At 60.8% G+C, this 14,499-nt stretch carries 14 protein-coding genes; 10 read left to right on the top strand and 4 right to left on the bottom strand.

Annotated elements, in window-relative coordinates; genetic code table 11:
• The first annotated feature begins 44 nt into the window (after positions 1-44).
• Entirely contained in the window at positions 45-956 is a 912-nt protein-coding gene (locus HK107_RS09045; RefSeq protein ID WP_173198940.1) for an ABC transporter ATP-binding protein, read from the top strand.
• Positions 953-2,482, top strand: coding sequence for an ABC transporter permease (locus HK107_RS09040; protein ID WP_173198938.1), 1,530 nt, complete (start codon positions 953-955; stop codon positions 2,480-2,482). The genes HK107_RS09045 and HK107_RS09040 overlap by 4 nt, the downstream gene beginning before the upstream one ends.
• A 57-nt stretch (positions 2,483-2,539) precedes the next feature.
• Here the strand turns inward: HK107_RS09040 and HK107_RS09035 are convergent, their stop codons facing one another.
• Positions 2,540-3,019 (bottom strand): DUF3291 domain-containing protein, encoded by a 480-nt coding sequence (locus HK107_RS09035; RefSeq protein WP_173198936.1) that lies wholly within the window; start codon positions 3,017-3,019, stop codon positions 2,540-2,542.
• Between the two features lie 107 nt (positions 3,020-3,126).
• On the opposite strand from HK107_RS09035, the gene HK107_RS09030 reads away from it, so the two are divergent.
• From HK107_RS09030 to HK107_RS09015, 4 genes are all read left to right on the top strand, one after another.
• On the top strand, positions 3,127-4,329 hold the full coding sequence (locus HK107_RS09030) for a glycine C-acetyltransferase (protein ID WP_173198934.1): 1,203 nt from the start codon (positions 3,127-3,129) through the stop codon (positions 4,327-4,329).
• A 295-nt stretch (positions 4,330-4,624) separates the two neighbouring features.
• On the top strand, positions 4,625-5,110 hold the full coding sequence (locus tag HK107_RS09025; protein ID WP_173198932.1) for a hypothetical protein: 486 nt from the start codon (positions 4,625-4,627) through the stop codon (positions 5,108-5,110).
• 7 nt (positions 5,111-5,117) lie between these two features.
• Positions 5,118-5,609: a GFA family protein gene (locus HK107_RS09020; RefSeq protein WP_173198930.1), complete on the top strand. Its 492-nt coding sequence runs from the start codon at positions 5,118-5,120 to the stop codon at positions 5,607-5,609.
• 9 nt (positions 5,610-5,618) lie between these two features.
• Positions 5,619-6,452, top strand: coding sequence for a PPK2 family polyphosphate kinase (locus HK107_RS09015; protein WP_173198928.1), 834 nt, complete (start codon positions 5,619-5,621; stop codon positions 6,450-6,452).
• A 3-nt stretch (positions 6,453-6,455) separates the two neighbouring features.
• Here the strand turns inward: HK107_RS09015 and HK107_RS09010 are convergent, their stop codons facing one another.
• The 3 genes from HK107_RS09010 to HK107_RS09000 form a co-directional block, all read right to left on the bottom strand.
• A complete protein-coding gene (locus HK107_RS09010) occupies positions 6,456-6,632 on the bottom strand; it encodes a hypothetical protein (RefSeq protein WP_173198925.1) in 177 nt (58 codons plus the stop codon).
• Positions 6,633-6,779: 147 nt separating this feature from the next.
• Positions 6,780-8,153, bottom strand: coding sequence for an L-serine ammonia-lyase (locus HK107_RS09005; protein ID WP_173198923.1), 1,374 nt, complete (start codon positions 8,151-8,153; stop codon positions 6,780-6,782).
• Positions 8,154-8,197: 44 nt separating this feature from the next.
• A complete protein-coding gene (locus HK107_RS09000; RefSeq protein ID WP_173198921.1) occupies positions 8,198-9,520 on the bottom strand; it encodes an ABC1 kinase family protein in 1,323 nt (440 codons plus the stop codon).
• A gap of 134 nt (positions 9,521-9,654) precedes the next feature.
• On the opposite strand from HK107_RS09000, the gene acs reads away from it, so the two are divergent.
• The 4 genes from acs (at position 9,655) to HK107_RS08980 (ending at position 14,498) form a co-directional block, all read left to right on the top strand.
• The gene (gene acs / locus HK107_RS08995) at positions 9,655-11,559 is read left to right on the top strand and encodes an acetate--CoA ligase (RefSeq protein ID WP_173201436.1); all 1,905 of its coding nucleotides are present in this window, start codon (positions 9,655-9,657) and stop codon (positions 11,557-11,559) included.
• A gap of 87 nt (positions 11,560-11,646) precedes the next feature.
• The gene (locus tag HK107_RS08990; protein WP_173198919.1) at positions 11,647-12,702 is read left to right on the top strand and encodes a sensor histidine kinase; all 1,056 of its coding nucleotides are present in this window, start codon (positions 11,647-11,649) and stop codon (positions 12,700-12,702) included.
• Positions 12,703-12,809: 107 nt separating this feature from the next.
• On the top strand, positions 12,810-13,469 hold the full coding sequence (locus HK107_RS08985; RefSeq protein WP_173198917.1) for a CatB-related O-acetyltransferase: 660 nt from the start codon (positions 12,810-12,812) through the stop codon (positions 13,467-13,469).
• A 132-nt stretch (positions 13,470-13,601) separates the two neighbouring features.
• Entirely contained in the window at positions 13,602-14,498 is an 897-nt protein-coding gene (locus HK107_RS08980) for an ABC transporter ATP-binding protein (RefSeq protein ID WP_173198915.1), read from the top strand.
• Position 14,499 lies beyond the last annotated feature (1 nt).

The raw sequence follows: 14,499 nt of genomic DNA, 5'->3' as shown, positions 1-14,499 counted from the left end.
GATGCGAGTTCGCCTTTGACTAGAGGGCGTGTCCCGGGGGTCCCATGGTTCTCAATCTTGAAGGCGTGACCAAGCGCTTTGGCGATTTCACCGCCGTCTCCGACGTCTCCTTTTCGGTGTCGAAGGGCGAGATCGTCGGCTTCCTCGGCCAGAACGGCGCGGGGAAGACCACGACCCTCCGCATGGTCATGGACATCCTTCCCGTCACGGGGGGCAAGATTTCCCTCTTCGGTAGCGAGGACCTTCGCAAGGGCCGCCTGCGGGTCGGCTTCCTGCCTGAGGAGCGCGGCCTCTACCGCAAGATGAAGGCCGTCGACACGATCGCCTATTTCGGCCGCCTCAAGGGCGTGCCCGGCGGGAAGGCGAAGAAGAAGGCGAATGAACTGCTCGAACGCTTCGGCATGGAGCAGTACGCCCAGAACAAGATCGAGACGCTGTCGAAGGGCAATGCCCAGAAGATCCAGCTTCTGTCCGTGCTCACCCATGAGCCCGAGTTCCTGATCCTCGACGAGCCCTTCTCTGGCCTCGACCCGGTGAACCAGAAATTGCTCGAAGACCTGATCCACAGCCTCCGTCAGGAAGGCGCGACGGTCCTCTTTTCGACCCACACGATGGAGCATGCCGAGCGACTGTGCGACCGCTTCGTGATGGTGAAGAACGGTGAGAAAGTCTTTGAAGGAACGATCGACGAAGCCCGCGAGGCCTATGAGCGCCGACTGATCCTGACGACTACGGATGATCCGTCTGCGCTCGTGGGCAAGGCTGGCGTTACGGGAGTCCAGCCTCTCGGCCGGAACCGCTTCGCACTCCAGACGAGCGATGGCGCGGACACGCAGGCGATCCTCGCCGCAGCGCTGCAGCTTGGCATCACCGTCATCGGCTTTGGCCGCGAGGAGGTCTCCCTCCACGACATCTTCTTCCGCCTCGCAGGCGCCAGTCAGGAGGCCACAGCATGAGCGCGCTCTTCGAGATTATCAGCCACGAGTACCGGAAGTACGTCTTCACCAAGGGCTTCATCGCCTTCCTGCTGCTGATCCCTTTCGCGATGGTGTTCGGCGTCGGCGTGGTGATGCTTCAGGAGGCGACTGAGTCCGCCAAGACCTTCACGGTGATCGACCGGACCGGTCAGTATGAAGAGATCATTCAAGACGCGGTCGATACCAACCGCGAGCGGCGCATTCTTCAGCGCTATGACGAATTCGTCCTCGGCCTCGAAAGCACCGGGCTTGTTGATGGACAGGACCTTAAGCCGCCATTCCGCCCTGACGACAGGACGGATGCGCGCCGGGAAGCCTTCTTTGAACAGGGGGGGCTTGAGGAAGGCTCGCGCCAGCTGAAAGAGCTGGTGGCGACCGATCTGCCGCCGATCGAAGCGCCGCGGGAGCGCTACCGGATCGTGGATCTGGAGCTTGAGCTGCCCGCGGACGCTAGCGCTGACGTCATCGGCGAGGCCTATGCGCCCTACATGCGCGGCGACGAGGACGTCCCGGGAGGTGGCCGCCTCACCGGTGTCGTGCTGATCCCCGAAGCCTTCGGGCAGGAGGAGGACGCCGAGGCGGTTTACCTCACCGACAATCTCAATGACGAATCCATCGCCACCTTCGTCAGGCGCGCGATCAGCGATGATCTTCAGCGTAAGGCGTTTCTGGCGGAGGGCCTGAGCGAAGAGGACGTGGTGCGGATCACCGGCCTCAACGCTAGCCTTCGGACGGTGAAAGCCGGGACCCAGGCCGAGGACGTCGAGCAACGCCGCCGCGACCGGATCGAGACGCTGCTGCCCTTCGGCCTCGCTTACATCCTCTTCTTCGGCGCCTTCTCCGTCGGCTCGATGCTGCTCACGAACACGATCGAGGAAAAGTCGAACAAGATCGTCGAGATGCTCCTTTCGTCCGTGTCCGCAGGACAGCTCATGGTCGGCAAGCTCGTGGCGCTGGCGCTCGTCGGCCTGACCCCGATGGTGTTCTTCGGCGCGGTGGGGATCGCAGTTCTGACTTTCTTTGGCGCAGGGGATGAGTTCTTCGGCCTCGTCCGTGACGTGCTTCTCGGCAGTCCGCTGGTGCCGTTCTTCTTCCTCTACTTCGTGCTCGGCTACATGCTGATCGGCGCGGTTTATCTTGGTATCGGGGCGCTCTGCGAGACGATTCAGGACGCGCAAAACCTGTCGACGCCGCTGACGTTTCTTGTTCTGCTGCCGACCTTCGCGTTTGCCGGGATCATCGTCGATGATCCGAACGGTGTGATCGCCAAGGTGCTGACCTTCATTCCACTCTACAGCCACGTCACCATGATGCTGCGGCTCTCCTCGAACCCGCCCATGTGGGAGATCATCGCTGGGACCACGATCCTTGCAGGCTCGGCCCTTCTCCTCATCGGGTTCATGGGCCGGATCTACCGTGCAGGCATCCTGCAGTCCGGTGGCAAGGCGACGTGGAAGGGCATGCTCGACGCCGCCCGCGCCTCGAAGGAAGACTCTGCGCGCTAGGCGCAGCGACGCAGGAAAAGTGGGATCCGGTTTTCCGTCAGCGGCGCGCGCACTGACTTAAGCGCAGCGTCGCTCGAGGATCGCTTTTGCCTCGGGCAGGTCTGCCCATGTGAAGGCTTCTGGTGATGATCCGTGGGCACGGAGGTGCTCCAGCCGGTCCAGGGCTTCACCCGGCGTGGGGATTTCGCCAGCCTTGATCCACCACATGGCGAAGGTCGGCCCCTTAGGCGCTTCGAACCATTCGGCCTTGCGCGCGTAGACCTTCCGGTGCGCGGTGTTGAAGACGAAGTCCGCAAGGTGCTTCGGCGTTTCCCAGACGGAGATATTCAGGAGGTCCCTGGGGTCATTGGTAAAGCGAACGTCTGTCGCCTGCCCCGTCTCTCCGGTGAAGCGCCAGACAAAACCTTCTGAGCGCTCTGCGATCGCGTTCACAGCGTCGATGCGCTCGGCAAAGCCCTTCATCTCCGGGCTATCCACGGCCGCGAAACCGCGAGCGATGTTGATCTGGGCGAGGTGCGTTCCTGAAGGCTGCTGCATGGTCGTCTCCGTCGGGGAGGGGTGACCTAGCGCAAGGAACCCTGCTGCGTCACAGGCATCAGCAGTCAGCACTGGCCTTGCCGCCGCCGCTCCGGCAGAAGCGGGCCATGACCGAGACCTTCTATGCCCGCATCCGTGACACCCTTCAGGAGATCGACGAGGAGGGCCTGACGAAGCCCGAGCGCCTCATCACCTCACGCCAGGCGCCGGAGGTGACGATCAGCCATGAGGGCCGCGAGATCAGGGCGCTGAACTTCTGCGCGAACAACTATCTCGGCCTCGCGGACCATCCCGAGCTGATCAAAGCGGCGCAGGTCGGCGCGGAGATGAACGGTTACGGCATGGCGTCGGTGCGCTTCATCTGCGGGACGCAGGAGAATCACCGTCTCCTCGAGCGGGAGATCGCCGAGTGGCTGGGGTTTGAGGACTCGATCACCTTTGCCGCCTGCTTCGATGCCAATGGCGCGGTGTTTGAGCCACTGCTTGGCAAGGAAGATGCAATCATTTCGGATAGCCTCAACCATGCTTCGATCATCGACGGGGTTCGTCTGTGTAAGGCGCAACGGTTCCGCTACGACAATAACGACATGGCCTCGCTGGAAGAGCAGCTGAAGGCTGCTGATGAAGCGGGCGCGCGGACGAAGCTGGTCGTCACCGACGGCGTTTTCTCGATGGACGGCTATATAGCGCAGCTTGACAAAGTTTGTGCGTTGGCGGAGCAATATGGCGCGCTGGTGATGGTCGATGACTGCCATGCCACGGGCTTCATGGGCGAAGGCGGACGCGGTACGCACGAGCATTGCGGGGTGATGGGCAAGGTCGACATCCTCACCGGCACGCTCGGCAAGGCGCTTGGCGGGGGCATGGGCGGTTTCATCTGTGCACGGCAGGAGGTCGTGGACCTGCTGCGTCAACGGGCACGGCCCTACCTCTTCTCCAACGCGCTAGCCCCTGCCCTTGTCGAGGGCTCGCGCCGGGCCCTGAAGCTGGTTCGCGAAGGCGATGACCTGCGCGCGCAGCTCTTTGCCAATGCAAAGCTCTTCCGTACCCTGATGACCGAGGCTGGCTTCGACCTCCTCGAAGGCGAGCACCCCATCATCCCGGTGATGCTCTACGACGCGAAAGTCGCGCAAGAGATGGCAGCAAAGCTTCTGGATGAAGGTGTCTTCGTCACAGGCTTCAGCTTCCCGGTCGTCCCCCGCGGCAAGGCCCGGATCAGGACCCAGATGAACGCTGCGCACACCGAAGAGCAGGTCCGGCGAACGGTGGATGCCTTCAGCAAGGTCGGGCGTGAGCTTGGTGTGATTTAAGTAGATGTCGGAGTTCGAAAATCAGCTATATCAAACTAGAACTGCTCTTGGCGTAAGCTCCTCCGCCTTATTCCTTTATAGTTTCTTTGGTCAAACAGATGGGCGATTTGACCTTCCGGGAAATAGCTTCTTTTTGCCAGAATATATTCTATTTTGGATTCTTTTCGCGACATCTACGTATTTCTTGATCTCTTTTGTTATATCTATACTTGCTCACCCGGTCGAAGTCCGTAAACAAATCGCGATAAATTCTCTCCGAGAAGCACGAGACGATTCAGTTGCGTCTCTAGTCCGTATGAAATCCTTCGAAAAATCCGTTTCGTCTTTCGGTAATAAGTCCACACCAAAAATTCGGAAAGACCTTCAAAGGCTAGTGAAAATAACGAATTTTGAGGGTTATCTAGACCATAAAACGTCTGAAGAAGTATATAAGTCGATAAACGAATATATATTACTCACAGAAGATTTAGAAAAGACCATAATAGAAGATTTTGGCAACCTACAGAGCACATTGTCTGAAAGTGAAGAATATATAGGGAGTGCTTCGAGAGCATTGGAAAGTATAGTAGATTCTCGGATTCGAATAGACGATTTCAAGAAGAGGATTTTTGACAGGTGGCTTGTTGTTGTTTTTGCAACGATAACTTTGTTTATAAGCCTTGTTTATGGGAGCTTCATCAGGTCGGATTTCTGTACGCGAGCAGGCCAAAACTCCTGTGACGCCACCGAAGCGTCTGAGGTGTCCGAGAGACTTCTCCCAATAACCGAACCCGTCTACTGACTTCATTATGGGAACGCATTTCGAGGGGCGCTGCCATTGCGGCGCGGTCAGGTTCGAGGTGGAGCTGCTGGGCGGGCTGGAGACGGCGACGCGCTGCAACTGCTCTTTCTGTTCAATGCGCGGCGCGGTCGCGCTGACCGCCGAGAAGTCGGCGATGAAGGTCTACAAAGGCTTTGAGTCCTTGGGGGTCTACAGCTTCGGGACCCATACGGCACAGCACTATTTCTGCGGGGTTTGCGGGATCTACACCCACCATATCCGGCGTTCGAACCCCAAGCATGTCGGCGTCAACGCGGCCTGCCTTGAGGGGCTGTCGCCATTCGACTTTGAAGTGGTGCCCGTGATCGATGGGCAAAACCATCCGCGTGACATCTCAGATGGCGCCGTTGCTTCTCTTGTCGGCACCCTCGCCTTCAAACCGGAGTTCGCGGAGCGGGAGCTGCCCGCAGCGTTAACGGAATCCTCAGACCCAATGGACCCGGAGCCCTCCTCGACCTAAGGTTGGCGGATGGGAACCGAACAACCGAGCTTCAAACAGGTCCGAAAACGCATCATGGCCGTCCCCGGCGATGATTTCGACCTGCGTGACCACCCCGCCCGCGACGAGACTCTCTTCGAGTTGAAAGAGGACGCAGTCGCCAGCGCAGAAGCAGACGCCTTTGCTATCGATGAGCTGCAGGACCGTCTTTATGCGGAAGGAAAGCGCGCGCTGCTCGTTGTCCTTCAAGGCATGGACACTGCGGGCAAGAGCGGGACCATCAAGTCCGTCTTCCGCGCAACCTCGCCCATGGGCATGACGGTGAAAGCCTTCAAGAAGCCAAGCTCGAGCGAGCTGGCGCGAGACTATCTCTGGCGCGTGCATGACGCGGTGCCGCCGAAGGGATTCATCGGGATCTTCGACCGATCGCATTACGAGGACGTCCTCGTTGCCAGGGTCAGGAAGCTCGCACCCAAAGATGCGATTGCTGAGCGCTACGAGCAGATCAACGCTTTCGAGAAGCTGCTGGTCGAGACCGGGACCACGATCGTGAAGTGTATGCTGAACGTTTCAAAGGATGAGCAGGCAGAGCGCCTCAAGGCCCGTCTGGAGAAACCCCACAAGCGGTGGAAGTTCAACCCGGGTGATCTTGAGGACCGTGCCCTGTGGCCTGACTTCATGAAGGCTTACGAGAAGGCCGTGGAGCGGTGCTCTACCACCCATGCGCCCTGGTACATCGTCCCGTCCGACTCCAAGTCGCGCAGGAACGCTATCATTGCGCGGCTGGTGCGCGGTGCGCTTGAGGACATGAATCCGCAGCACCCCGATCCGGGATATCTGCCAGAGGATTTCGAGATCAGCTGATCATCAGCGGGCGGAGAAGACCCCAGCCTTCTCTTCGACCTTGCCCTCATGCTTGAGGGCGCCGAGATGGCGCAGGACGTCGGCCATGGGCAGGGTGCACCAGCGGGCGACATCTTCTGGTGTGACGATCTTCTGTCGTTTGACCGCTTCAAGACAGGCAAGCCTTTGGAACTTGTCCACTGTACCCTGTGCTTCTCTCCGACCAACCATCCTAGCCGCTCCCCTCAATCCTCAAGGCAAACCGATGATGCGCAAGAGGATAAAGGCCGTCCGTTGCGGAGCCGCGAATGGGATCGTTCGACTACCGACTATTAAGGTAAAGCCGCGTCAACACTCGATGACGTTGACGGCGAGGCCGCCCTGGCTCGTTTCCTTGTACTTGTTGGACATGTCGAGGCCGGTCTGGCGCATCGTCTCGATCACCTGATCAAGGCTAACGCGGCCGGGCATGTCGCTCTGCAGCGCGAGGCGCGCAGCGTTGACGGCTTTCACGGCACCGATGGCGTTGCGCTCAATGCAGGGGATCTGCACGAGCCCGCCGACCGGATCGCAGGTCAGGCCGAGATTGTGCTCCATGCCGATCTCGGCTGCGTTGGTACATTGCTGCGGCGTTCCGCCCCAAACTGCAGCGAGGCCGGCCGCGGCCATGGAGCAGGCGACGCCCACCTCACCCTGGCAGCCCATCTCAGCACCGGAGATCGAGGCCCGCTGCTTGTAAAGAAGGCCGATACCGCCAGCAGTCAGGAGGAACGTCCTGCGTGCGGCATCTGACGCTTCGTCGAGGGGGCAGTACTTGCGGAGGACCGAGGGGATAATCCCCGCTGCACCGTTCGTCGGTGCAGTGACGACCTTGCCTCCAGCGGCGTTCTCCTCGTTCACCGCCATGGCGTAGAGGTTGAGGATATCAAAAAGGCGCTCTGGCTCATTAGCGAGCGGTGTACCAACGACCTTGGCATGGAGCTCGGGCGCACGCCGGCGCACTTTCAGGCCACCGGGCAGCTCGCCCCGGGTGGCAAGGCCACGGTCGATGCAGGCGAACATCACTTCGATGATACCATCAAGCTTGGCTTCGGTTTCGTTGCGAGGCCGGTGGGCATCCTCGTTCAGGAGGATGATCTCAGTGATCGACTTCTGGCGCTCACGGCAGACCTCGAGGAGCTCTGCACCCGACGTGAAGGGATGTGGAACATCGATCCGTGTCGGGATGATATCATCCTCTGCAGGCTTGAGGAGCTGTGCCTCCGAAGCAATGAACCCGCCACCTGTTGAGTAGAACTGCCCCTCCCGAAGAGGAGCGCCGCTCTTATCCAGTGCACGGATTTTCATCCCGTTCGGGTGAAGGTCCGGGAGCACGTGACCGGCAAGGTCGATGTTGCGCTTGAAGGTGAATGTAACGTCGTGCTCACCGAAAAGGCAGAGTTTCCCTTCATCCTCGATCCGCTTGAGCCCTGCTTCACCTGCCTCGGGGTCGTAGGTCTCAGGGTCATGACCCAGCAGGCCCAGAGCGGTCGCTGTGACAGTGCCGTGACCTTCGCCGGTCAAGGCGAGAGAGCCCTGAAGCTCCACGAAGACCTCAGTGATCTGCCCGCGCGTGTCTGCATCCATCTGAGCGAGGAACCTGCGGGCGATGCGCATGGGTCCGACCGTGTGCGAACTCGAGGGGCCAATGCCGACGCGGAAAAGATCGAGAACGGAGAGCATGCCGTTCTTTGCGCCAAGCTCTCCTCAGGACGCAAGCGAAGTCGCTAGAAACCGTGCTGGGCCAGAAGAGAACGCACATTCACCTTCGCGCCGAGGCGCTGGGCGAGCAGATACGTCCCGCCGATCTTGCGGTGCAGGAACATCAGGTCAGCGCGTGGCGTATGATCGAACTTGGCTTCGCGTAGCTGTATCCCGAATGCCTGCATCCGGCTCGTGATGTTAGACGCCTTGAAGTCGTAATCGCCTTCAAACCGCATCGGTTCGATGGCCGCGAGGAACATGCCCTTGAGGGGCTCTTCGTGCTGGGGCTGGAGATCACCGCTGATAATGCCGAGCGCGCGTGAAGCCGCTTCGATCTGCTTCCAGTCGCCGGTGAGATCGGCCTCGACCAGGCGGCGGTAGCCTTGGGATGTCTCTTCGGTGATCTCGCGGGTTGCGCCGAAGTCGAGCAGCACCACCTGCCCCGTATCCTGACGAAAACGGTAGTTGGCGAAGTTCGGATCGGTCTGGATGAGGTGAAATTCGAAGAGCTCACGGATCACCAGCTCGAAAAGCCTCGTGATCACCGTGTTGCGCATCTCCTGATCCGCCTTCTCAAGCTCGTCGATCGGCGCACCGCGCTCGAAGGACATGGCGAGAACGTCCGTAGTCGTCAGGTCTTCGTGCCACTCAGGAACGACAAACCGGTCATCGTCCGTCAGGATCTCATGGAAGCGCTGCATCATCGCGCCTTCCCGGAGGTAATCGGCCTCTTCGTGCAGCTGGGACTTCGCCTCGGCGAAGACCGGCTTGTAGTCGACACCCTTCGGCATCTGACCAGACAGCTTGATCAGCGTCAGGACGTTATCGACATCGCTGTCGATGGAGTCCCGGACGCCCGGATACTGCACCTTGATGGCGAGCTCGCGCCCGTCCTTGGTGTTGCCCCTATGGACCTGACCGATGGAAGCGGCCGCAATGGGGCGCGGATCGAACTTGGCGAACTTCGACATCCAGCCATTGCCCCAGGCTTCGTTCAGCACACGGCGGAGCTGAGGCGGAGGCATGTGCACCGCCTGCTCACGAAGCCTTGCGAGGATCTCCGCGAGCTCCGGAGGCAGCATATCGTCACCGCCCATGGACATGAGCTGGCCGACCTTCATCGCTGCGCCGCGGAGCTGGGCGAGCTGCTCGGTCACCTTCTCAGCATTGCGGGGGGTGAAGAGCAGCTTCTCACCGTCAAGCGCCTCGCCGCGGGCAAGGGTCTTTGCGCCCTCCACGAGGACGTTTCCGGCGATGCTGGTGCCGAGACCGGTGAAACGGGCAAGACGTCCAAGCCTTTTGCTCGGCACGGCCATGCCGCTCTCGTCTCTCTCCTTGCGGGCCATGAGGCCTCCTTCGCGAAGCGTGACCCTCATATGGTGCGCGAGGTGGGGCTCGTCACCCGGACCGAAGGCCGCGAGAGAGACTGCGCTTGCCATTTGGCCTTGCGGGCCAGGAGCGTAAGCTCCCCGGAAACGAGATGCGAGAGAGGAACGCCATGACCAGCCGCCACGTCGAGAACCGCGACAAGTTCTGGCTTGAGGAGGCAGGACGCCTTCACTGGTTCAAGGAACCGATGGTTGCTTCGGACGTGAGCTGGGATGCCGAAGACTTCCATATCCGCTGGTACGAGGATGGTGTCCTGAACGCGAGTTATCAGTGCCTCGACCGGCATCTTGAAACGCGCGGCGAGAAAACGGCGATCCTCTGGGAGGGCGATGATCCCTCCGTCAGCGAGGCGATCACCTACCGCGAGGCCCATGAAGAGGTCTGCCGGATGGCGAATGTCCTCAAGGCGCGGGGCGTCGGCAAAGGCGACCGGGTCATCCTCTACATGCCGATGACGCCTGAAGCGGCCTACGCCATGCTCGCTTGCGCGCGGATCGGTGCGGTGCATTCGGTGGTCTTTGGCGGCTTCTCGCCTGAAGCGCTGGCTAGCCGGATCGAGGATTGCGGCGCGGTGGCCGTAATCACTGCCGACGAAGCCCGGAGGGGCGGCAAAACTGTTCCGCTCAAGGAGAATGTTGACCGCGCGATCGAGCGGGCCGGGAAGGCTGGCGACGCCGTCCACCTCGTCCTGACGGTGCGGGTCACCGGAGCGAAGGTCGGCTTCGAGGACGGCCGGGACCTCTGGTGGCACACGAGCCGCGACGACGTGACGAAGGAATGCCCTTCCGAGCCGATGGCGGCCGAGGACCCCCTCTTTATTCTCTATACGTCAGGTTCGACAGGCAAGCCCAAGGGCGTGGTTCATACGACCGGTGGGTACATGGTCTATGCCAGCTATACCCATGAGAAGATCTTCGAGGTCGCGGAGGATGATGTCTACTGGTGCACCGCGGACGTCGGCTGGATCACGGGTCATAGCTATATCGTCTACGGACCGCTAGCGAACGGCGTCACCACCTTGATGTTCGAGGGCGTGCCAACCTACCCTGATGCGAGCCGCATGTGGGAAGTGGTGGACAAGCACAAGGTCGCGCAGATCTACACTGCGCCCACGGCCATTCGTGCCCTGATGCGCGAGGGCGACGGCCCTGTTAAAAAGACGAGCCGGGCTTCGCTCAAGCTACTTGGAACCGTCGGTGAACCGATCAATCCGGAGGCATGGCGCTGGTATCACGAGGTGGTTGGCGAAGGCCGCTGCCCCATCGTTGACACCTGGTGGCAGACGGAGACAGGCGGCGTACTGATCACGCCCCTCCCCTCCGACCCGATGACGAAGCCCGGCGCTGCGACCAAGCCGATGCCGGGGATCATGCCTGCGCTTGTCGACAATGACGGGAACCCGCTCGACGGCGCGGCGGAAGGCAACCTGATCCTGACCGAGAGCTGGCCCGGTCAGGCGCGCGGCGTCTGGGGCGATCAGGAGCGGTTCATCCAGACCTACTTCTCGACCTATCCGGGCCGCTATTTCACCGGCGACGGGGCAAGACGTGACGAGGGCGGAGACTACTGGATCACCGGGCGGGTCGATGATGTGCTCAACGTCTCGGGCCACCGCATGGGCACAGCGGAAATCGAGAGTGCCCTTGTCGCTCATCCTTCGGTCGCGGAGGCTGCGGTCGTTGGCTACCCCCACGACATCAAGGGACAGGGCGTCCATTGCTACGTCATCCTGAACCAGGGCACTGAGCCTACGGACGCGTTGGCGAAGACACTACGCGGCCATGTGCGCGAGGAGATCGGCCCTGTGGCAACGCCCGACCGGGTGCAGCTCGCTCCCGGCCTGCCGAAGACGCGCTCCGGCAAGATCATGCGGAGGATCCTCCGCAAGATTGCCGAGGGTCACCCCGACCAACTGGGCGATACCTCGACCCTTGCCGAGCCGCAGGTCGTGGACGCCCTGATCGACGGAGCGAAGCAGTTCGAGCCAGGAGAGTAGGCGGCTGAAGGTTCACCGTTTCTTGTATTCCTGTAGCCAGAGGCCGCAGCTTAGAATTGCATGCTGTCTGACGGAGGCGCTTCGCCCATGACCCTTGTCGATGAGCTCGTCAAAACGCTTGGCCTGACGCGTCAGCCCCTCCTGCTGGCTGCGCTCGATCAGCTGGCTGAAGGGGTGATCGTGGCGGATGAGCAAGGCAAGCTCGTCTTCGTCAACACCGCCGCCCACGCCATCCACGGGGTGAAGGCGCTGGACGTTGCGCCCGAGGAATACACCGAGACCTACCAGCTCCTCACCGTGGATGAAGAACCCTATCCGTTCGAGGACCTGCCGCTGGCCCGCGCGGTGATGCATGGCGAGACAGTTGAGGATGCGCACTGGAAGATCAAAAGGCCCGACGGCACGATCGTTGATGCGGTGGGCACAGCGCGGCCTGTGCTGGACAGTGAAGGAACGCAAGTTGCATCCGTCCTTACCCTGACGGACAAGACTGCCGAGCTGGCTGCCGAGAAAAATCTCGCGGCAGCCCTCGAGATGAAGGAAACGCTCCTTTACGAGGTCAACCACCGTGTAAAGAACAATCTCGCCCTCATCTCCGCGATGCTCAGGCTTCAGGCCAAGGGGCTCGATGGTCCGGGTCAGGAGGCACTTCGCGACATCTCCGGCCGCGTCAACGTCCTGGCCGATGTTCACGGCCGCCTCTACCAGACCGGAGGGCACAATGAGATCGAAGTCGTCAGCTTTCTGACGACCATCCTGCAGGATACGATTGCCTCGCTCGCGGACGAAGAGGTGGCGCTGCGCATCGAGCATGAGGGCGCGGAAAAGCTCACCATCGATCAGGCCGTTCCCCTGAGCCTCGCCATCAATGAATTCACGCTGAACTCCATCAAGCACGCGTTTGATGAAGTCGAGCATCCCGAGATTTCGGTTCGTATCGAAGCCAAGCCTGAAAAGCTCGTGGTGCGGTACGCTGACAATGGATGCGGCCTAGACCCGGAAAAGACCCAGAAGAAACGGCGCGGGATCGGTCAGGCGCTGATCACGAACCTGACTTCCCAGCTCGATGCCATAGTCGATCAGCGTACTGATGCTGAAGGCTTCGCCGTGGACGTGACGGTCCCGCTGAAGAACGATCATTGACAGCTTAGCGCTGAGTATCCATATCGAAGACCGAGCCGATGGAGGGGACGATGAACAAGTCTGCAATCTGACCAACTGAACGATCAGAACCTTGCAGGAGGCTTGTCATGTCTACCGACACCGCGCGGCTACCCGCGCCAGATACCGCCTATCCCATCACCCTTCCTGACGGCAGCACCTACAAGAGTGCCGCATTCCTGAAAGCCGTTATCGATCATCCGCGTATCGAGGTTGGCGAGTATACCTACGCCAACGCCTTCGATCCGCCGGACGACTGGGCAGCGAGGCTTGCGCCTTACCTTTACGACGTCTCGCCGGAGAAGCTGGTGATCGGCAAATTCTGTCAGATCGCGGATGGCGTGCGTTTCGTCACGGCATCGGCCAACCATCGCTATGACGGGATTTCGTCCTTTCCATTCATGATGTTCTCGCTGGACGATCCAACGGAGCGGCCTTCAATGCCGGGGCCGGGGCCCGATACGATCATCGGGAACGATGTCTGGATCGGAGACGGCGCCACGATCCTTCCCGGAGCCACGCTCGGCGACGGGGTAATCGTCGGTGCGAACTCCACGGTGGGGGGAACGATCCCGCCCTACTCGATCGTCGCTGGCAGTCCGGCCCGGATCATCCGTAGGCGCTTCTCCGACGAGGTGATCGCGGAGCTCCTGAGGATTGCGTGGTGGGACTGGCCACCTGAGAAGATCGCCAGCGCCGAAGCTGAGATCTGCGGCGGCAACGTCGAGGCCCTCGCGGCACTCGCTTGAAAAAGCAGGCCCCGCCGGGCCGTTTTGATCGCTCGACCAGGCAACGAAATCCTTGGGCGGGCTCTTGTTCTTTCTTTACCGCAAAACGATATGTGGTAGCGTTCAAGGACGCGTGACTATCAAGGGGCTATCATGCTGAAGATCAAAGGACTGACCAAGACGTATCCCAATGGGGTCAAGGCTCTCGACGGAGTCGACCTTGATGTGGGGCTGGGCATGTTCGGCCTTCTGGGGCCAAACGGCGCTGGCAAGTCCTCCCTGATGCGGACCCTTGCGACGCTCCAGGACGCAGATCGCGGCGAGGTGACCTTTGGCGATATCGATGTCCTGAAGACCCCTGACCCGGTGAGGCGTCAGCTGGGCTACCTGCCCCAAGACTTCGGCGTCTATCCCCGGATTTCCGCGATCAAGCTTCTCGATCACATCGCGGTCCTCAAGGGCCTGTCGAATGCCAAGGAGCGAAAAGAGGTCGTCCACGAACTTCTCCGCCAGACGAACCTCTGGGACGTCCGCAAGAAAGCCCCTGCCACCTATTCCGGCGGTATGCGTCAGCGCTTCGGCATCGCTCAGGCCCTGCTCGGTGACCCGAAGCTGATCATCGTGGACGAGCCAACCGCTGGCCTCGACCCGGAAGAGCGCAACCGCTTCCACAACCTCCTGTCGGAGATCGGCGAAAACGTCGTGGTCATCCTGTCGACCCACATCGTTGAGGACGTTGCTGACCTCTGCCGCGACATGGCGATCATGAACCAGGGCCGGATTGCCATGAAGGGCAAGCCTTCGGAGCTCGTCGAAATCGTGCAGGGCAAGATCTGGCGTAAGGTCATCGAGAAATCGCAGCTCGACGATCACCAGGCCCGCCACCAGGTCGTCAGTGCACGCCTCGTCCAGGGCCAGACCGTGATCCGCGCCTACTCGGACGGCGACCCCGGCGATGGCTTCGAGCCGGTCGAGCCGAACCTCGAGGACGTCTACTTCGCGACCATCAGAGGCGCCATCGGCGGCCAGAACCAGGCGAAGGCTGCCTAAG

It is taken from the genome of Parvularcula mediterranea, from assembly GCF_013085255.1.
Lineage (GTDB): Bacteria > Pseudomonadota > Alphaproteobacteria > Caulobacterales > Parvularculaceae > Parvularcula > Parvularcula mediterranea.
This window is presented reverse-complemented; position numbering and strand designations above follow the sequence as displayed.

What these genes read in the sequence shown, in the direction of transcription:
- HK107_RS09045 (WP_173198940.1), top strand. Translation starts at nt 45, where the DNA reads ATGGTTCTCAATCTTGAAGGCGTGACCAAGCGCTTTGGCGATTTCACC.
- acs (WP_173201436.1), top strand. Translation starts at nt 9,655, where the DNA reads ATGCGAGAGAGGAACGCCATGACCAGCCGCCACGTCGAGAACCGCGAC.
- HK107_RS09020 (WP_173198930.1), top strand. Translation starts at nt 5,118, where the DNA reads ATGGGAACGCATTTCGAGGGGCGCTGCCATTGCGGCGCGGTCAGGTTC.
- HK107_RS08990 (WP_173198919.1), top strand. Translation starts at nt 11,647, where the DNA reads ATGACCCTTGTCGATGAGCTCGTCAAAACGCTTGGCCTGACGCGTCAG.
- HK107_RS09025 (WP_173198932.1), top strand. Translation starts at nt 4,625, where the DNA reads ATGAAATCCTTCGAAAAATCCGTTTCGTCTTTCGGTAATAAGTCCACA.
- HK107_RS09005 (WP_173198923.1), bottom strand. Translation starts at nt 8,153, where the DNA reads ATGCTCTCCGTTCTCGATCTTTTCCGCGTCGGCATTGGCCCCTCGAGT.
- HK107_RS08980 (WP_173198915.1), top strand. Translation starts at nt 13,602, where the DNA reads ATGCTGAAGATCAAAGGACTGACCAAGACGTATCCCAATGGGGTCAAG.
- HK107_RS09000 (WP_173198921.1), bottom strand. Translation starts at nt 9,520, where the DNA reads ATGGCCCGCAAGGAGAGAGACGAGAGCGGCATGGCCGTGCCGAGCAAA.
- HK107_RS09030 (WP_173198934.1), top strand. Translation starts at nt 3,127, where the DNA reads ATGACCGAGACCTTCTATGCCCGCATCCGTGACACCCTTCAGGAGATC.
- HK107_RS09040 (WP_173198938.1), top strand. Translation starts at nt 953, where the DNA reads ATGAGCGCGCTCTTCGAGATTATCAGCCACGAGTACCGGAAGTACGTC.
- HK107_RS08985 (WP_173198917.1), top strand. Translation starts at nt 12,810, where the DNA reads ATGTCTACCGACACCGCGCGGCTACCCGCGCCAGATACCGCCTATCCC.
- HK107_RS09015 (WP_173198928.1), top strand. Translation starts at nt 5,619, where the DNA reads ATGGGAACCGAACAACCGAGCTTCAAACAGGTCCGAAAACGCATCATG.
- HK107_RS09035 (WP_173198936.1), bottom strand. Translation starts at nt 3,019, where the DNA reads ATGCAGCAGCCTTCAGGAACGCACCTCGCCCAGATCAACATCGCTCGC.